At 71.2% G+C, this 18494-nt stretch carries 11 protein-coding genes and 1 pseudogene; 5 read left to right on the top strand and 7 right to left on the bottom strand.

Going from position 1 to position 18494, the window contains the following annotated elements; all coding sequences use genetic code 11:
- Positions 1-21: 21 nt before the first annotated feature.
- Positions 22-3858, top strand: a pseudogene (locus AB0A63_RS34640) (beta-ketoacyl synthase N-terminal-like domain-containing protein); the annotation flags it as partial.
- Between the two features lie 41 nt (positions 3859-3899).
- Here the strand turns inward: AB0A63_RS34640 and AB0A63_RS34635 are convergent.
- A complete protein-coding gene (locus tag AB0A63_RS34635; RefSeq protein ID WP_360398816.1) occupies positions 3900-4151 on the bottom strand; it encodes a hypothetical protein in 252 nt (83 codons plus the stop codon).
- A gap of 316 nt (positions 4152-4467) precedes the next feature.
- Between AB0A63_RS34635 and AB0A63_RS34630 the strand changes: the two genes are divergently transcribed.
- The 4 genes from AB0A63_RS34630 to AB0A63_RS34615 all read left to right on the top strand — a co-directional run bounded on the left by AB0A63_RS34630 (position 4468) and on the right by AB0A63_RS34615 (position 9750).
- Complete coding sequence (locus AB0A63_RS34630) at positions 4468-5259, top strand: ABC transporter ATP-binding protein (RefSeq protein WP_360398813.1); 792 nt, start codon at positions 4468-4470, stop codon at positions 5257-5259.
- Entirely contained in the window at positions 5259-7757 is a 2499-nt protein-coding gene (locus AB0A63_RS34625; RefSeq protein WP_360398810.1) for an ABC transporter permease, read from the top strand. The genes AB0A63_RS34630 and AB0A63_RS34625 overlap by 1 nt, the downstream gene beginning before the upstream one ends.
- An 83-nt stretch (positions 7758-7840) precedes the next feature.
- The gene (locus tag AB0A63_RS34620) at positions 7841-9142 is read left to right on the top strand and encodes a sensor histidine kinase (RefSeq protein ID WP_360398807.1); all 1302 of its coding nucleotides are present in this window, start codon (positions 7841-7843) and stop codon (positions 9140-9142) included.
- Positions 9106-9750: a response regulator transcription factor gene (locus tag AB0A63_RS34615; protein ID WP_360398804.1), complete on the top strand. Its 645-nt coding sequence runs from the start codon at positions 9106-9108 to the stop codon at positions 9748-9750. Before AB0A63_RS34620 ends, AB0A63_RS34615 begins: the two co-directional genes overlap by 37 nt.
- 6 nt (positions 9751-9756) lie before the next feature.
- Here the strand turns inward: AB0A63_RS34615 and AB0A63_RS34610 are convergent, their stop codons facing one another.
- From AB0A63_RS34610 to AB0A63_RS34585, 6 genes are all read right to left on the bottom strand, one after another.
- Positions 9757-10503 (bottom strand): alpha/beta fold hydrolase, encoded by a 747-nt coding sequence (locus tag AB0A63_RS34610; RefSeq protein WP_360398801.1) that lies wholly within the window; start codon positions 10501-10503, stop codon positions 9757-9759.
- A gap of 220 nt (positions 10504-10723) precedes the next feature.
- Positions 10724-12997, bottom strand: a complete 2274-nt coding sequence (locus tag AB0A63_RS34605) for a M4 family metallopeptidase (protein ID WP_360398799.1) — start codon at positions 12995-12997, stop codon at positions 10724-10726.
- Positions 12998-13386: 389 nt separating this feature from the next.
- Positions 13387-14940, bottom strand: a complete 1554-nt coding sequence (locus tag AB0A63_RS34600; RefSeq protein WP_360398796.1) for a tetratricopeptide repeat protein — start codon at positions 14938-14940, stop codon at positions 13387-13389.
- A gap of 7 nt (positions 14941-14947) precedes the next feature.
- Entirely contained in the window at positions 14948-15163 is a 216-nt protein-coding gene (locus AB0A63_RS34595; RefSeq protein WP_360398793.1) for a hypothetical protein, read from the bottom strand.
- Between the two features lie 4 nt (positions 15164-15167).
- The gene (locus AB0A63_RS34590; protein ID WP_360398790.1) at positions 15168-17105 is read right to left on the bottom strand and encodes a hypothetical protein; all 1938 of its coding nucleotides are present in this window, start codon (positions 17103-17105) and stop codon (positions 15168-15170) included.
- Positions 17072-18493 (bottom strand): tetratricopeptide repeat protein, encoded by a 1422-nt coding sequence (locus AB0A63_RS34585; RefSeq protein ID WP_360398787.1) that lies wholly within the window; start codon positions 18491-18493, stop codon positions 17072-17074. The genes AB0A63_RS34590 and AB0A63_RS34585 overlap by 34 nt, the downstream gene beginning before the upstream one ends.
- Position 18494: the final 1 nt, after the last annotated feature.

Below are 18494 nucleotides of genomic sequence, written 5' to 3'. Positions count from 1 at the left end.
AACGCCGGCAAACCGGACGCCAGACTCGTCGAGGCCCTGCGTGCCTCGCTGAAGGAGAACGAGCGGCTGCGCGAGCTCAACCGCTCCCTCACCGAGGTGGCCGACGACCCGGTGGTGCTCGTCGGCATGGCGTGCCGGTACCCCGGCGGGGTCACGACACCGGACGAGCTGTGGCAGCTGGTCGTGGAGGGCCGGGAGGGCATCACCGCCTTCCCCTCCGACCGCGACTGGGACCCCGCGCTGTACGACCCGGAACCGGGGAAGGCAGGGCACACCTACACCTGGGAAGGCGGTTTCCTGCACGACGCGGGGGAGTTCGACGCCGCGTTCTTCGGCATCAGCCCGAACGAGGCCGCCGTGCTCGACCCCCAGCAACGGCTGCTGCTGGAGGCCTCCTGGGAGGCCCTGGAGGACGCGGGAATCGACCCGCACTCGCTCAAGGGCAGCCGCACCGGCGTCTACGCGGGCGTGATGTACCACGACTACTTCGGCAGCTTCGGCACCGGCAACATGGTCTCCGGCCGCGTGTCGTACGTGCTGGGCCTGGAAGGCCCGACGATGTCGGTGGACACCGCCTGCTCCTCGTCGCTCGTCGCGCTGCACCTCGCCGCCGAGGCCATCCGCGGCGGCCAGTGCGACCGGGCGCTGGCAGGCGGTGTGACGGTGATGGGCACCCCCGGCACCTTCGTGGAGTTCAGCAGGCAGGGAGGACTGTCCCCGGACGGCCGCTGCCGGTCGTTCTCCGACGACGCCAACGGAACCGGCTTCGCCGAGGGCGTCGGGGTCGTCGTGCTGGAGCGGCTGTCGGAAGCGCGGCGGTGCGGTCACGAGGTGCTCGCCGTCCTGCGCGGCTCCGCCGTGAACTCCGACGGCGCGTCGAACGGCATCACCGCGCCCAACGGGCCGTCACAGCAGCGCGTCATCGCGCAGGCCCTCGCCGCGGCGGAGCTGGCACCGTCCGATGTGGACGTGGTGGAGGCGCACGGCACCGGAACGACCCTCGGTGACCCGATCGAGGCGCAGGCGCTGCTGGCCACCTACGGCCAGGGCCGTGAGGGCGGCGAACCGCTGTGGCTCGGCTCGGTCAAGTCGAACATCGGGCACACCCAGGCCGCCGCCGGTGCGGCGGCCGTGATCAAGATGGTGCTCGCCATGCGGCACGGGGTCCTGCCGCGGACGCTGCACGTCGGCACCCCGTCCACCAGGGTGGACTGGTCGGCGGGAGCCGTGCGGCCGCTGACCCGGCAACGGGCGTGGCCGGAGACCGGCCGTCCGCGCCGCGCGGGGATCTCCTCGTTCGGCATCAGCGGCACGAACGCCCACGTGGTGCTCGAAGCACCTCCCGCGGCACCCGAGCCGGGAGACGAGCCCCCGGCACCCGTCGTGGTGTGGCCGTTGTCCGCACGGTCGCCCTGCGCACTCGCCGCGCAGGCCGGCAAGCTGCACGCCTTCCTGGCGGAGCGGGAGGCGGAGCCGATCACCGCCGTCGCGCGGACGCTCGGCACGGCGCGGTCGGCGTTCGAGCACCGCGCGGCCGTCTTCGGTTCCACCGGGGAACAGCTGCTCGACGCGTTGCGCGCGTTCGAGGCGGGCGAACCGAGCGCGGCAGCCGTCAGCGGCCGTGCGCAGAACCGCGGCCGCACGGCGTTCCTCTTCACCGGCCAGGGCGCCCAGCGCCCCGGCATGGGGCTGGCCCTGCGCGCGCACCACCCGGTGTTCGCGGAAGCGTTCGACGAGATCGACGCCGTGTCCGGCCTCGGCCTCGCGGAGGTGCTGGCCTCGGAGGACCCCGAGCTGGTGCGCAGGACCGAGTACGCGCAACCGGCGTTGTTCGCCTTCGAGGTCGCGATGTTCCGGCTGGTCACCTCGCTCGGGGTGAAACCGGCCGCCCTGACGGGACATTCGATCGGCGAGCTCGCCGCCGCGCACGTGGCGGGGGTGCTCGACCTGCCCGACGCGTGCGCGCTCGTCGTGGCGCGCGGCAAGCTGATGCAGGCGCTGCCGGAAGGCGGCGTGATGGTCGCGGTGGCCGCGAGCGAGGACGACGTCCTCCCGCTGCTGGCGGACGCTCCCGGCCGCGTGGCGGTCGCGGCGGTCAACGGACCCGGTTCGGTGGTGCTCTCCGGCGACGAGGCGGCCGTGCTGGCGGTCGCGGGACGGTTCGCGAAGACCCGCCGGCTCACCGTCTCGCACGCCTTCCACTCCCCGCTGATGGACGACATGCTCGCCGACTTCCGCGTGGTGGCGGAAAAGCTCACGTACCACGAGCCGCGCATCCCGATCGTCTCGGCGCTCACCGGCCGCGCGGCCGCGGCCGAGCTGACCGACCCCGGCTACTGGGTGCGCCACGTGCGCGAGACCGTGCGGTTCGCGGACGCGGTGGCGACCCTGCGCGCCTCCGGTGTCACCCGCTACGTCGAGCTCGGCCCCGACGCCGTGCTGACCGGCATGACCGGCGAGTGTCTGGACGAGGACGGCAAGACCGGGCTCATCGCCCTCGGACGTCGCCAGGTCGAGGAACCCCTGGCACTGGCCGCCGGTCTCGCGCGGCTGCACGTCAGCGGAGTGGCGCTCGACTGGCGGAGGCTGTTCCCCGGCACGCGCCGCGCGGCGCTGCCCACGTACGCCTTCCAGCGCGAGCGCTACTGGCTGGCCTCGCAGGCGCAGCTCACCTTCGACACGCTGCCCGGTCACGTCGACGACGCCCCGCCCGAGAAGGCGTTGTGGGCGAGGATCTCCGGACTGCCCCGCGAGGAACAGCTGGCGCGGCTGACCGACGCGGTGCGCGCGCACACCGCCGCCGTGCTCGGTCACGCGGGTCCCGGCGACGTCGACGAGGACGCGGTGTTCCTGGAGATCGGCATGGACTCGGTCTCGGCCGCCGAGCTCCGCAACTCCCTCGCCGGCGCTCTCGGCACGACGCTGCCCGCCGGCACCGTGTTCGACCACGGCACCCCGTACGCGCTCGCCGCGCACCTGCAGGAGCAGCTGGTCGCGGGGGAGCAGCCTGCTTCCGGCGGTCTCACCGAGGACGAGTCGGTCGCCGGGTTGGTGCGCAGGGCCGCGGCGGACGGCCGGATGTCCGCGGCGATCGACCTGCTGCGCTGCGTCGCGGACGTCCTGCCCGCGTTCGACGGCGTCGAGGAGTTCGGCGTGGTGCCGCCGCCGGTCCGGCTCTCCACCGGGGACGCCCCCGTCCGGCTGGTGTGCGTGCCCTCGCCGATGGCCCTCGGCGGCGCGCACCAGTACGCGCGGTTCGCCCGGCACTTCCACGGCGTGCGCGACGTCCTCGTGCCCGCCGTGCCCGGTTTCGGTGCCGGTGAGCCGCTGCCGGCTTCGGTGGCCGCGGTGGTGGACGTGGTGGTCGAGGGCGTTCGCGCCGCCTGTGAGGACGGCCGGCCCTACGTGCTCGTGGGCTACTCCTCCGGCGGGCAGTTCGCGCACGCCGCCGCCGAAGCCCTGGAGAGGGCCGGTCTGCCTGCCGGCGGTGTGGTGCTGGTGGACACGTACCTGCCCGGCGGCGAGGGCAGGGACGACCTGTGGCAGCAGATGTTCGGCGGGATGCTGGACCGCGAGTCGGCGTTCGGCGGGTTCGGCACCTCCCGGCTCGCGGCGATGAGCCGCTACAGCGACCTGATCCAGCACTGCCCCCCTGGCGCGCTGACCGCGCCCGTCCTGTTCGTGCGGCCTTCCGAGTCCTTCGCCGAGGGGGATTCCGAGTGGCGGGCGACCTGGCCCGGCGACCACGAGCTGACCGAGGTTCCCGGAACGCATTTCACCGTGCTGGAGGATTTCGCCACGTCGACGGCCGAAGCCGTCGACCGCTGGGTGCGCACGTCCCGTGAAGTCAGCCGGTGAGAGCAGCGGCCGGAAGTGACGGGAAACGGCGACGGGGTTGCTCAGTTCGTCTTCATGCGAAAATGTGCCAGCCAGGCTTCCGCGTCACACCGCACGGAGTCGGCGTCCACATTCAACTGCCACGCAATTTCGTGTGCTGCCAGATCCGGCCGCCAGTCGCTGCGCCGCAGTGCGATCCACATCGCGGTACCGCGCCGGCTGCACTTGTGCCAGGTCTGCTCGCTCTGGCAGAAGAGTTCGAGACATCCGTCGGGCAGCACACGTGCGATGAATTCCTCATCATGCGCCGTCATGGCGTGAACCTCCGAGTCCGCGGCCGTCGCCGCGGATTCCGCACTGATCTTGACATCTGGAGGTTACCGGACCTGAAGTGCGAATGCATTGGTGCTGAGGTCAATTCATGCGGTGGTACGAACCGGAGCGGAAACAGTGGAGAAAACTGGAGGTTCGACGGGGAGGTTCCTCCCCGCGCGGCTACTGAGCGTGTCGAGGTGGAGAAAAGTCTACCTTCAATCGGCGGGTTAGAGCCAATGTGGCCTCCCGGCCCGATCACTAATCTCGAATCCAGACGCCGTGCTAGGAGCGCGGGAATCCAGTCAGGAGACCGCAGTGACCACAACTGCCATCCGCGGCCGCACGAAGGCGGTCCGGCTCGAGTCCGTGTCGAAGACCTATGGCAAGGGCAACAGCCAGGTCGCCGCGTTGCGCGGTCTGAGCCTCGACTTCGGCGACGGCACCTTCACCGCCGTGATGGGACCCTCCGGTTCCGGCAAGAGCACCTTCCTGCACTGCGCGGCGGGGCTCGTGACGCCGACCTCGGGCCGGGTGACCGTCGGCGGCATCGACCTGTCCGGTCTGGACAGCACCCAGCTCACCGAGCTGCGGCGCGACCGGATCGGCTTCATCTTCCAGTCCTTCAACCTGATGCCCGCGCTGACGGTGATGGAGAACATCACCCTGCCGCTGCAGCTGGCGGGCAAGCGCGCGGACAAGGCGCTCATCAGCGAGGTCGTCCACCGCGTCGGTCTGGCCGACCGGCTCAAGCACCGGCCGTCGGAGCTCTCCGGCGGTCAGCAGCAGCGCGTCGCCATCGCGCGGGCGCTGGTGACCCGGCCCGCCGTGGTGTTCGCCGACGAGCCGACCGGCGCCCTCGACACCCGTACCGCCTCCTCGGTGCTCGCCCTGCTGCGCCAGTCGGTCAACCAGGCCGGCCAGACGCTCGTCATGGTCACCCACGACCCGGTCGCCGCGTCCTACGCGGACCGCGTGGTGTTCCTGGCCGACGGCGCCATCGCGGGTGAGCTGGTGTCGCCGACGGCCGACGCGGTCGCGGCGCGGATGACCCGGCTCGGCGCCTGGCAGGACGACACGGCGGCCGCGCCCATGAGGGGTGGGTTCTGATGTTCCGGCTGGCACTGAGCACGCTCAAGTTCCGCAGGGCGAGCTTCGTCGCGACGTTCCTCGCGATGTTCCTCGGCGCCGCGATCGTGATCGCCTGCGGCGCGCTGATGGAGACCGGCATCCGGATGTCCGCCGAGCCCCAGCGGCTCGGCGGTGCGCCGATCGTCGTCACCGGGCAGCAGTCCGGCGACGCGGGGGCGCTCACCGAGCGCCGCCACCTCGATCCGAAGCTGGCCGCTACCGTGGCGTCGGTGCCCGGTGTCGAAGGCGTGGTTCCCGACGTCTCGGTCCAGTCGGCCGTGCTGCGCGACGGCAAGGCCGTGGGCGGCACCTCCTACGGCCACGGCTGGGGGAGTGCGGGCCTGACGCCCTACTCCCTCTCCGACGGCAAGGCGCCCGCCGGTCGTGACGACGTCGTGCTCGACTCCGGTCTGGCAGCGGCCGCGGGGGTCAAGCCGGGTGCGTCGGTGCGGGTCGCCGTCCGCGGCGTCACCCAGACCTTCCGCGTCACCGGTGTCGCCGGGCAGAACGGCGACGCGAACCCCGCGGGCGCACTGTTCTTCACCGACGACACCGCACGCCGGCTCGCGGGCGGCAGCATCGACTCCGTGGCCGTCGTGCTCGCTCCGGGCGCCGACGTGACCGCGGTCGCCGCCGCGATCAGCGCCAAGGTCGGTACCGGCGCCGAAGTCCTCACCGGGGACACCCGCGGGCTCGCCGAGCTGCCGGGCACGCTCGCGAGCCGGGAGACGATCGTCATCCTCGCCGCGGTCTTCGGCACGGCGGTCGTGCTCATCGTGATGTTCGGTGTCGCCTCGACGTTCGGGCTGTCCCTGCAGCAGCGGGTGCGCGAGATGGCACTGCTGCGCGGCGTCGGCGCCACGCCGGGGCAGCTGCGGCGGATGATCGGGTCCGAGACGGCCGTGCTGTCGGTGCTGGCCGTGCTCCTGGCGCTCTTCCCCGGGTACTGGCTCGGCAACGCGCTCTTCGCCGTGCTGTCCTCGAGCGGCGTGGTGTCCTCCTCGGTGGTCTACCACGCGGGCTGGGCGCCCATGGCCGTCGGCGCGCTGGTCACCGTCCTGGCCGCGGCGCTCGCGACCCGCTTCGCCGGGCGGAAGTCCGCGCGCACCGAACCGGTGGTGGCCGCAGCGGAGAGCGCGTCGGAAGCCAAGTGGTTCAGCAAGTGGCGGCTGATCTTCGCGTTGTTCTTCCTCGCCAACGGCATCGGGCTCGCCGTGGCCACCGCGACGCTGATGGAGAACGGTCCCACGCTGGCCAGCACGGCGGGACCCGCCTCGGTGCTGTTCTGCATCGGCATCGCGCTGCTCGCCCCCGGCATCACCAAGGCGCTGATCGCCGTGCTGTGGTGGCCGGTCCGGCTGCTCAGCGGGCTGTCGGGCAGGCTCGCGGTGCGGAACGCGATGACCTCGTCGGTGCGGACGGCCGGTGCCATCGCGCCGATCATCCTGCTCGTCGGCATCGCCACGGGCACGCTGTACATGCAGGCCACCGAGGACACCGTGTCGCAGGCCTCGTACGACCGGAACGTGCTCGCGGACCACCTGCTCGTCTCCTCCTCCGGCGGCTTCGCCCCCGAGGTGCTCGACCGGGTGCGGACCACACCGGGTGTGGCGGCGGCCACGGACTTCGTCACCAGCACGGGCTACCTGGGGGGCGGCGGCGACTCGGTCGAGCTGCGCGGTGTCTCCGCGGACGGCGTGGCGCGGAACCTCGACCTGCCGCTGGTCGCGGGTTCGCTGGACCGGCTGACCGGTGACGCGGTGGCGCTGTCGGACAAGACCGCGGAGAAGCAGGGCGTCAAGGTCGGCGACCGGCTGCCGCTGCAGCTCGGCGACGGCACCGGCGTCCGGCCCACCGTGGTCGCCCTGTACGCCGACAACCCCGACCAGAACTACCTGACGCTGCCCGCGGACACCCTCGCGCGGCACACCACCGAAGGCGTGGTCAGCCAGATCCTGGTTCGCTCCAACGAGGGCCAGGTGGGCGCGGTGCGCGACCGGCTCTCGACCCTCGCCGCCGGCGTGCCCGGCACCGAGCTGGTCGACAGCTCCGCGCTGGCCGCTCGCAACAACCAGATCCAGCAGATCCTCGCCTCGGCCAACTACACGATCGTCGCGATGATCGTGAGCTACGCGGCGATCACCGTGCTCAACACGCTGATCGCGGTGACCCGCAAGCGGAAGGCCGAGTTCGGGCTGCAGCAGCTGGTCGGCGCGACCAAGCGGCAGGTGCTCGGGATGCTGACGGCCGAGGGCGTGCTGGTCGGTGTGGTGGCGATCCTGCTCGGCACGATCGCGTCGGCCACCACGATCGTGCCCTACAGCCTGGTGAAGACCGGCGACTGGCTGCCGTCCGGCTCCATCGGCATCTACCTGGCGATCGTCGCCGGCTCGCTGCTGCTGGTGTTCGGCGCGACGCTGACGTCCTCCTGGCGGGGCATGCGCTCGCCGGCGGTGGAGGCGGTCAAGGAAGGATGACCGCGACCACCGGTCACGGATCGCCCCCGTTCCAGAACTGGGGCGATCCGCCTGCCGCACTCGGGGAATGGGATCATGTTCGGGTGCACACGATCGCGGCCTCCTGGCGCCCCTGGCTCCGCCGTGCCGTCCTGCACACCGCGATCGGTGCGGCCGCCGGAGCCGGCGCGCTGCTCTCGATCGTCCTGTTCATCTCGACGACGTACTTCACCATCCTGTGCCTGATCGGCATCGGCTTCGTCGTGCTGCCGCACCTGACCGCGGCCGTGCGGTGGTTGTGCGACCTCAACCGCCGCGCGGCCACCCGGCTCGGAGTGCCGGTCGAGCGCCCGTACCGCCCGCAGCCGGAGCAGGTGGAGCGCGACATCGTCGGCTGGACGCGCCGCTGCAAGTGGATCCTCGCCGACCCGGCGACCTGGCGCGACCTGCTGTGGCTGCTGCTGAACTGCGTGGCCGGCCTCGTGGCCGTGCTGCCCGCGGCGCTGCTCTACTACGTCGGTCACGGGCTCGTGCTCGCGAGCGGCCTCTGGATTCCCTTGGCCGAGGACGGTTCTCCGACCTGGTACGCCTTCTTCCAGGTCGGCAGCTGGGGCTCCGCGGCGGCCGTGGCGGGCCTCGCGGTCGTGGGGTTCGTGGTGTGGCTGACGCTGTCGCCGTGGATCGTCACGGGCTATGCGCACTTCGTCCGCTTGCTGCTCGGCCCCACCGAGCGGAGCCGGCTCGCCTCCCGCGTGCGGCACCTCGCCGAGACGCGTTCCGGCGCGCTGGACACCCAGGCGGCGGAGCTGCGGCGGATCGAGCGCGATCTGCACGACGGCGTGCAGGCCCGGCTGGTGAGCCTCGGCCTGCAGCTCGGCGTGGCCGACCGCCACGTCGGCAACAACGACGCCGAGAAAGCGCGGCAGGTGCTGCGCGAGGCCCGTGCGTCGTCCGTGCAGGCGCTGCGGGAGCTCCGCGACCTGGTGCGCGGTATCCACCCCCCGGTGCTCGCCGAACGTGGCCTCGCCGACGCCGTGCGCGCGCTCGGGCTGGCCAGTCCGCTGGCCGTCGAGGTGACGTTCGACCTGCCGGGGAAGCTGCCCGACCCGGTGGAGTCGGCGGTGTACTTCTCGATCTCGGAGCTGCTGGCGAACGTGCTCAAGCACTCCGATGCGCGCCACGTGGACATCGTCGGCGGGTACGACGAGGGCACGTTCCACGTCACGGTCACCGATGACGGCCGTGGCGGCGCGGTCCTCACCGAGGAGGGCGGACTCGGTGGGATCCGGCGCAGACTTGCCGCGTTCGACGGAAGTTTCGACCTGGACAGCCCGCCCGGCGGTCCCACGAGAACAAAGATGGAGGTGCCGTGCGCGTTGTTCTCGCCGAGGACCTCTTCCTCCTGAGACAAGGCATTGTTCAACTGCTGGAGGTGCACGGGTGCACGGTGCTGGAGGCGGTCGACAACGGCGCCGACTTCGTGACCGCCGTCGCCCGGCATCGGCCGGACGTGGCGATCGTGGACGTGCGCCTGCCCCCCACCTTCACCACCGAGGGCCTGCAAGCCGCGCTGCGGGTGCGGCGTGAACACTCCGGGCTGCCGATCCTCGTGCTGTCGCAGCACGTGGAGCAGATGTACGCACGGGAGCTGCTCAGCGACGGCAAGGGAGGGATCGGCTATCTGCTCAAGGACAGTGTCCTCGACGACGTGCAGTTCATCGACGCGGTGCGCAGGGTCGCCGGCGGCGGAACCGCCATGGACCCCACAGTGGTGGCACAGCTGATGGTCAGCCACTCCAAGGACGAACCGCTGGCCGCGCTCACCGCCCGCGAGCGCGAGATCCTCGAGCTGATGGCGGAGGGCCGCTCGAACACCTCGATCGCCCAGCACCTCGCGGTCACCGAAGGCGCCGTGGCGAAGCACATCTCCAGCATCTTCACGAAGCTGGTGCTCCCGGCGACCGGGGACACCAATCGCCGGGTGCTCGCGGTGCTGGCCTACCTCAACACCTGAGCTCGTTCAGCCGAGCAGCCGCCGCTTGATCATGCCGATCACCGCGGTGGCGTGCTCGTCGAGGAAGAAGTGCCCGCCGGGGTACACGTGGAAGTCGAACTCCCCGCTCGTGTGCCGATCCCACGCGCGCGCCTCGTCCACGGTCACCTTGGAGTCGGCGTCTCCGACCAGGCTGACGACGGGTGCCCGCAGAGGCTCTCCCGGCTCGTACCGGTAGGTCTCCGCCGCCTCGTAGTCGGCGCGCAGCGCGGGCAGCACCATCCGCATGATCTCCTCGTCGCCGAAGAGCCGTGCGTCGGTGCCGCTGAGCGCGCGCACATCGGCCAGCAGCTGCTCGTCGTCCTCCTGGTGGACGCGCTCGTCGCGGAAGCACGAGGGCGCCCGCCTGCCCGAGACGAACAACGCCACCGGAACCGTGCCCGCCCGCTCCAGCCTGCGCGCGACCTCGAAGCCGAGCGTCGCGCCCATGCTGTGCCCGAACAACGCCAGCGGGCGGTCCGTCCAGCCGCTCAACTGCTCGGTGACGAGCTCGGCGAGCTCGTCGATGGTGCGCACGAACGGCTCGGTACGCCGGTCCTGGCGGCCGGGGTACTGGACCGCCAGGACGTCCACCGAGGGATCCAGCGCCGCTGCCACGGGCAGGAAGTAGGTCGCCGAACCTCCGGCGTGCGGAAGGCAGACCAGGCGCACGGGGGCGCTGTCCCGCGGCCGGAACCGCCGCAACCAAGCATTTGAGGTGATAGCTGAGCTCATGCCACGAATCTCGCAACGTGTCTCGGCAGGGGCTACCCCTGGCACCCCCTGCCGAGTGCACGCTTCAGTCCGCGGGCGGAGGCCGGTGACTTCTCCAATCGCCCGTCGACATCGGCGATGACCAAGCGACCGTCCACGGCTTGTGGACCGCTCCCCACCACCGCAAAACGGGTGTGCGGTTGCCGGGCTGATGTTCCAGCGCCGGCAACCGCACCACGCGTCAGCTGAGCGTGACCGCCGTGTCGTCGATGACGAACGAGGTCTGCTGGGAGGCGTCTTCAGTGCCGTTGAACTTCACCGACACGGTCTGACCCGCGAACGAGGACAGGTTGAACGTCTTCAGCACGTAGCCGGAGGCCGCGTTGGCGTTCGAGAACGTGCCGAGGGTGGTGCTCCCGGCCGTGACCGTCAGCTTGTCGTACACGGTGCTGCCGGTCTCGTTGGTGTCGATGTGCAGGTAGAACGTGAGGGTCGCCTTGCAGCCGGCCGGGATCGTCACCGACTGGGTCAGCGAGTCGGTGTGCGACGAGCCGTAGCCGTTCAGCCACGACGACCAGGTGCCGGACCGCGCGGGCTCACCGTTGCTGCCGTGCTGGCCGATGACACCGGAGGTCGCCGTCCAGGAGGTGTTGCCGGACTCGAAGCCAGGGTTGGCGAGCTTCTGGCCGGAGCAGTTGCCGCCGCCCGTGCCGACGGTCCAGCTGAACGACGCGGTGCCGCTCTTGTTCGCGCTGTCCGTGGCGGTCACCGTGACGTTCGACGTGGCCGCGGTGGTCGGCGTGCCGGAGATGGTGCCGGTGCCGGAGTTGATGGACAGGCCGGCGGGCAGGCCGGTGGCCGACCACGTGTACGGCGCGGTGCCGCCGCTCGCCGACAGCGGCAGGCTCACCGCGGTGCCGACGGTGCTGGACTGGTTGCCGGGGTTGCTGACGGTGACCGTGCCGGTCGCGCTGCACGTCGGGTCGGCCGTCTGCGCGGGCACGCTGATCGCGTCCCAGGCGGCCTTGACGGTGTTGAACTCCGCGCAGCTGCCGGGGTAGAGGTTCTTCGCCGCGGTCAGCGTCCACGTGCGGTACCTGGGGTACGAGCTGCCGGAGGTCTTGAGCAGCATGGCGTTGTAGAAGATCTTGACGGCCTTCTCGACGCCGAGACCCGTGATCGAGGTGTTGTTGCACGTCGAGCTGGTCGGCTGGCCGTTGGTCGGGTTCGTGCCCTGCGACAGCAGGTAGAACCAGTGGTTGCCGGGCCCGGCCGCCGCGTGCACCTCGGTGTTCGGGATCGAGCTGCTGTAGCAGTTCGCGTGGCCGATGGCGCTCGGGTTGTACATGTTGCGGATCGGGCCGCTGCCGACGAGGTTGATCGTCTCGCCGACCAGGAAGTCAGGCGTGTCGTAGGGCGACGGCTCGTTGGCGAACCACTCGGTGGTGGCGCCGAAGACGTCCGCGACGAACTCCTGCGTGCCCGCACCGGAGATGCCACCCGGCGTGTGGTCGTCGATGCCGTGACCGAGCTCGTGCGCCACGACGTCGAGCGAGCCGATCCACTGCCCGTTGGTGTTCTTGCCGATCTGGACCTGGCTGCCGTCGTAGTAGGCGTTCTGGTCGTTCAGGCCGACGCGCATCGGCCAGCCACCGCCGTTGCCGTCGAAACCGTTGCGGCCCAGCCACTGCGTGAGCATCTTCGACTCGGTCTGCGCTGCGAACAGCACGTCGGTGCAGCCGGTCTCGCGGTTGGTCGCGTTGCCGTTGCCCCACGAGTCGGAGGACTTCGTGAACGTGGTGTTGTTCGCCGCGTCCTGGCAGCTGACGTTGGTGAGGTTCGGGTCCTTCAGGGAGTACGTCGACCCGGACTGCGTGGTGGCGAGGGGGACGGAGGGACCGTTCCACCCGCTGTTGCCGGTGCCGTGCAGGACGTGCTCCTGCGTGTGCAGCACCTGGCCGGTCGTCGCGTCCACGACCACGTCGAGCTTGCTCGGGCCCTCGGAGCCCCGGCCGGTGACCGAGACCTTCCAAGCGAGCTTCGGCGTGGAGTCGAGCGCGTAGACGACCTGCTCGGGCGCGCCGACACCATCCACAGTGGACAGGGCGGTCCGCGCGGTCTTCTCGGCCTGCGCCTTGGTGACGGCCGGGGTCGTGTTCGCCAGGTCGATCGTGGAACTCTGGCCGACCGAGGTGTGCAGCACCTGCCCGGTCGAGTTGGTGACGACGACGAAGTCACCGCCGACCACCGGCATGCCCTTGTAGGTCCGGTCGTAGGGGACGTACTTGAGGCCGTTGGTGGACGAGATGACGTTGTGCCGCACGAACTGGTCGCTCGCGCTGGCGTGCAGCTGGCTGGGCCGGCTGTCGACGAGGCTCGCGGCCGCGTCCACCGCCAGCGCCTCAGCGGTCTGGCCGGGTTGGGGCTGCGGGGCCGCGTGCGCACCTGTCTGGGTGAGCACGGCGACGGCCAGTGACCCGGCCGCGGCCAGCACAAAACTACGTCTCGCTTGCATCGTTCTCCTCGTTGCAGGGCGAACGGCCCGGCTCTGCGGTTGCAGGGAGAGCCGGACGTTCGTCGAGGTGAATGTGTTTACGGAGCACGGCAAGGATCGGTTGCGAACCGACCGTTAACAAGGACTAACTTATTCACACCCACTTGTTTGTGCGCATTTGCAGGGCTTGCTGCCGAACATTCCTTTGTCGTCGTGCTTGTTCGGTTTGCCCCAGCTTGTGCCGCATGTCGGGCGTGCGTGTTCGCTGTTTTTGCCGGTCGGCGCAGATCGTCCTGAGGGCGAGGGGCCGCAGGTTCAAATCCTGGCGTCCGGCGGTCTGAACCAGCCCGCTGGTTCCTTTTTTGGCCCACGTCGAGCGAGGTCGTCCGCGAATGGGCGATTTTGCTTCGTCAGGTCGGCAACGACCGCAGGTTGGAGTCGACCGCGATGATCACCCGGTCCAGTGTTTGCTGGGCGGGGGAGTTCGGCGGGTGCTCCTGCCTGGACCTGTGGGCCGCCTTCCGGATCGAGATCAGCTCGCTCCGGACGTTCTGGAGCTCGTAGCGGCTCGTGATGCTCTGATGTTCGTAGCGCGACATCAGGTCGTTGAACCGGGACACGCAGGTGATGAACCTCTTGAGCCGGGCCACTTCGGCGAGCTCGCTGTCGATCCTGGCCGTCAGTTTGTCGCGCTGGGCGGTCAGCTCGGGGTCGAAGGCCATCTTCGGCGCGATCCGCGCGGCTGCGGACAGATGTCGTTCGGCGATCGTCAGCGTGCGCAGGTTGATCGTCCTGAGTGCCTTGTCGGCCGCGAGGGCCTCGGCTGTGGCGTGCAGGTAGGCGATGGTGCCGTAGCGCCCGTCGATGGCCTCGGCGCGTTCGCAGTGTTCGCCGGCGGCCTCGAAGTCGCCGCGCTCGAAGGCCTTCATCACCTCGGTGAACTCCTCGGTCAGCAGCCGCCCGAGCACCTCCTGGAGGCTGTCCGCGTCCAGCGGCACGACGTTCGCGCGGCGTGCGCGGCGCCAGCCGATGATCGGCACCTTCTTCGCGTACCGCTCGTGCGCGTAGGACCACAGCCACTCGTGCATGGGCTCGCTGTGCAGTGCGTCGCCGCAGACTTCGAGGTGTTCGATGGCGGCCTTGGGCTGACCGGCCCGCAACGACCGGCAGGCGCGGTCCACCTGGGGTTTGCACAGCCTGGACAGGATCACCCGGTGCAGCTCGGCGAACATCTCGCTGTCCGGTGCGGTGGCCAGCGCCGCCTCGACCACCTCGCGTGCCTGTGCGGGCCGGTCGGCGATGAGCAGCACCGAACCGTGGACGTAGTGCAGTCCGAGCACGTCCGGGTGCTTGGCCCGTCGCTGCCCGGTGTACTCGACCGCCTCCGGCGTGCGGCCCTCGCGCAGGAGCTCGTCCGCGCGGACGGTGACGTGTTTGGTCAGCCTGAGCCGGCAGCCGTCCCGCAGGCGCAGCAGGACGGTCACCTCGTCGGCGTCGGTGGCGTGCTGCCGTGCCGTCGCCAGCAGGTCGAGCGCGCTGTCGAACGCTTCGAGCGCGTCGTGGCAGCGGGCACCGAGCAGGAGTGCGGCCACGTTGGCGGGCGCGATCCGCAACGCCGCCTCGACGTGCTCCCACGCCTCGCCGGCACGGCCGGCCCGCAGCGCGCGGTCCGCGTTGGTCAGCAGGGCGCGCAGCCTCAGGTCGGCCTGGTGCTCCTCGAGCTTTGCCAGGTCGTCGCGCAACCGGTCGTCGTCCGCGTCGATCCACAGGCCGTCGCCGGTCGGCTCGAACCGGTCGCCGATCTCACCGAGACGGGTCTTCCGGCCGATCTCGGGCTCCGGTGCGAACGCGCCTCGGCGGCCGAGATCGAGTGGCTCGAACGCTTCGGCCGTCTTCCTGACGAAGCTCAGGTCCGAGTCCTCGCCTGGCTGGAAGGCGAGACCGGCGTCTTCACCGTGGTCCACGCCGTTGTCATCCACGTCGCTTCGCCTTGCCTTCCTTGCGGTTCTTCGCCACCGCGGTCACGAGCGCCGTCTCCGCGGGGTGGTCCAGCTCGGCGATCGCGAGGATCGAGCGGCGCAGCTCGATCCGCCGCATCGAGTCGCCCATGGCCTCGTCGGTGAACTCCAGCTCCGGCTCCGGCAGCTCGTCCAGGCAGTCGGCGGGGGAGATGTGCTTTCTCGCCATCAGGTCACCTCTCGTCGTCGCCGAGCAGCCAGTCCCCGATGAGCACCAGCAGGTCCGCTTCCTTCGCCTCCACGGAATGCGCCTGCTCCGCCAGCACCCGGCTGTCGTCCTCCAGGTTGTGCACCAGCTGCTGGGCAGCGGTCAGGTTCTCGTTGCCGCTCTGGGCGCTCATCAGCTGGCTCACCCGTTCCCGCAGCAGCTCGGTGCGGCTGTTCATCTCGTCCACCGTCGGCGCCACGGTGCGCGCCTTGGCCAGTTCCGGCCGGCGGTCCAGCGAACGCACCTTGCTGAACCGCGACAACCGTTCGAGCAGGCTGACCCGGACCTCGTGGCGGACCGACGGGTCCTCGATGAACTGGTCGAGCACCTGCAGGTACCGGTCGGCCGCGTCCCTGCGGGCCTGGCCCCGGCGGGCCTCCTCGTTGAGGATGCGCACGACCTCCGGTTCCCGCACGCCCAGTCGCTGGGCGTGCCGCAGCAGGGCGACCCCGTCGTCGCGTTCCCGCGCCGTCGTCGCCAGGTAGCACTTGAGCAGACCGGCGACCAGGTACGGGTCACCGAGCTCCGGGTCGTACTCGCGGGCGCACGCCAGCCGGCCGAGCACCTCGGTCAGCCGCTTGGCGTCCCCCTCGCGCGTGCGTTTGCCCGCCGCCCAGAGGCGCAGCACGGCAGCGGCGCGCAGCAGGTGGACGGCGCGCAACGTGATGTCGCGTTCGGTGATCTCGGCCGCCCTGCCCTGGCGGGCGACCAGTGCGGCCAGTCGCTCCGTGACGCTCTCGTCGTCGGGAACGCAACTCCACTCCCGCTCGGTCTCCGCGTCCGGGTCGAGGTGCTTCGCCGCGCTCTCCAGCAACTCGTCCACCTGGCCCGTCGACGCCACCGTGTGCTCCAGCCACGCCGCCAGCGCCAGGCCGATCTTCGCCGACGCCAGCATCGACTCCCGCCGGTCGGGGTCCGCGTCCGCTGCCGCCCGCGCCAGGTCCTCGAACTGGCCGCGAGCCACGACCAGGTCCCGGTCGAACAACGCCTGCGCGCCCAGCACGGCGTGCTGGTTGCGCAGGTCGGCAGGCACCCGGTCGGCGAAGTCGCCGAGCCTCTCCACCTTCTGGAACAACATGGCCGCGGCGTCGACCCGGCCGTCGCGCAACGCCGCCAGCGCACGGTGGAACTCCACGATGCCGTAGAGCCGGCGCGCCCGCGGTTCGCCCATCCCGCCCGCCGCCTCGATCGCCTCCAGCAACGGCTCCGCGCCGTCGTGATCTTGGCGTTGCACCCGCAGGTAGGCCAGCAGGTACGCGACGTCGACGTCACGGGGGTTCTCCCGGTGCAGCGCGGCCAGCCGGTACTCCGCCTCCTCCGGAAGGCCGGCCTTGACCAGTGCGAAGGCGGCGAAGAACCCGGCCTCGGCCCGGTGCTTCTCCGGCAGCCGGTGTTCGAGCCGTTCGAGCGCGGGCAACGCCTTCACGTGGTCGCCGCGCTTGACCATGCCCACCGCGTCGCGGTACTCGCGGACCTGGCGGCGCGGCGCGACCAGCCTGCGGTAGCCGACCAGGACACCGATCAGCAGCAGGACGACGGCGAGAACCGCGAGCAATGTCGTCCAGAACCCCGATGACGATTCGGACGACGACGACCCGGATGACGACGCGGCCGGTTGGCCGGTGGTGGCCGACGAAGGCGCGGCCGAACCGTTCGTCGTCGGCTGTCCACTGGGGACAGCGGGCTGGGTCGTGCCGGCCGCGGGAGCACCGGGCACGACGACCTCGGCCGTCACGACCCCTGATCCCGTGTCGATCCTGGCCTGGTGGCGGCCGGGCGGCAGCACGGTGCCGCTGGGCAGGACGATCACGGGGTCCTGTGGAGCGCCGTGGGCCGGTGCCGCGACCAGCACGGCCACGACCGCGATGATCAGGACAACAGCCGGGCGAACCGCTCGTACCACTGCTGTGCCTCCCCTGACGTGAGCAGCTGTGTGTCGACCATGCGCTCGATGCGCCGCCGTGCCTCGGCCCCGGTCCGCCTGGCGTTCTGGACATCGCCCAGTTCGAGCCAGCAGCGGCAGTACGCCACCAGCGCGTCGAGGTCACCCGGGTCACGGGCGAGCACGGTGAAGAGCTCCCGTGCGGCCGCGCCCGGATCGCCGAGCAGCAGGTGCACCTCGGCGGCCCGCTGGTGCAGCGCGGAGTCGTCGTCCTCGGGGTTCGTCTGCTTGAGCAGGGCGATGTCGTCCAGGAGCACCTCGCCCAGCGCGCGATCCGCCGGTCGTGCCGCGAACACCCGCCACGCGGCCTCGTACCGGCGGCGGCGCAGGTCGAACCGGTACGGCGCGGACCGGACCACCCCGTTCAGGTGGCGCAGGGCCGTCTCGTCGTCACCGCGGCCGGCGGCGATCTCCGCCCCGAGCAGGCCCGCGCGGACGTGCGCGGCTCCGCCGTCCTCCCGCACCCACCGCAGGACGTCCAGCGCGAGCAGCGGATCGGTGTCGCGGAGCCGGGTCGCGATCGACACCGGATCCGCCAGCGCCGCCAGCGCCGACCGCAGCTCCTCCGCGTCCGCTGGCCGGGCGCTCGGCACGGCGTGGCGGTAGTGCTCGACCGCGCGGAACAGGTCCTCGCCCTCCTGAACGGCGGCCAGCGCGCTCGGTATCCGCGTCCGGGACCGCAGCGCGGGCCACAGCATGCCGCGCGCCTGTGCCTCGACCTGGTCCTCGGCGGCGACGGACGACGGCACGTCGTCGTCGCACAAAGCCTGCGCCACCACCGTGCCGAGGGCGTAGCAGTCCACCGCCCGGTGGTCCGGCCGCAGCCCGCGCACGATCTCCGGGGCCAGCGCCGCGACCGCAGGGGTGTCCACTCCGAACAGGTCGCACGGCGTGGCCGGGGTGATCTCCGGGCAGGGCAACAACCACGGCAGCCAGCGGTCGTCCTCCGCCACCACCACGATGTCGTGCAGGCTCAGCCCGAGCGGGTGCACCGGGCTGCGCTGCCAGCGGGAGAACAGCGAGCAGACCCGTTCCAGCAGCACCACCCGGTCCTGCCAGTCCGCGAGCCCGGCCAGCCGCTCGGCCAGCGTCAGCCAGGCGTCACCGGTGGCGTACTCGAGGTAGTAGCAGCCGTCGGGGGTCCAGTCGTGCCCGATGATCGCGACCATCCCGGCCGGCTGCCGCCTGGCGAGCGCGGCGACGGCCTGCCGGAAGACGCCGTCGGCGAACCGCGGCTCGACGATGCGCACGATCCGGTCGTCCGGCTGCCGCCTGCTCGCGCGCCACAGGGTGCCGCGGCCGGTGCTGCCGACCGCGGCCACCATCTCGACCCCCGGTGGTCCCTGCACG

The organism is Lentzea sp. NPDC042327, from assembly GCF_040647275.1.
In the GTDB taxonomy this organism is placed as follows: domain Bacteria; phylum Actinomycetota; class Actinomycetes; order Mycobacteriales; family Pseudonocardiaceae; genus Lentzea.
The sequence above is the reverse complement of the archived record's forward strand: the minus strand, read 5'-3'. Positions and strand labels throughout refer to the sequence as shown.

What these genes read in the sequence shown, in the direction of transcription:
- AB0A63_RS34635 (WP_360398816.1), bottom strand. Translation starts at nt 4,151, where the DNA reads ATGACGGCGCATGATGAGGAATTCATCGCACGTGTGCTGCCCGACGGA.
- AB0A63_RS34625 (WP_360398810.1), top strand. Translation starts at nt 5,259, where the DNA reads ATGTTCCGGCTGGCACTGAGCACGCTCAAGTTCCGCAGGGCGAGCTTC.
- AB0A63_RS34610 (WP_360398801.1), bottom strand. Translation starts at nt 10,503, where the DNA reads ATGAGCTCAGCTATCACCTCAAATGCTTGGTTGCGGCGGTTCCGGCCG.
- AB0A63_RS34605 (WP_360398799.1), bottom strand. Translation starts at nt 12,997, where the DNA reads ATGCAAGCGAGACGTAGTTTTGTGCTGGCCGCGGCCGGGTCACTGGCC.
- AB0A63_RS34595 (WP_360398793.1), bottom strand. Translation starts at nt 15,163, where the DNA reads ATGGCGAGAAAGCACATCTCCCCCGCCGACTGCCTGGACGAGCTGCCG.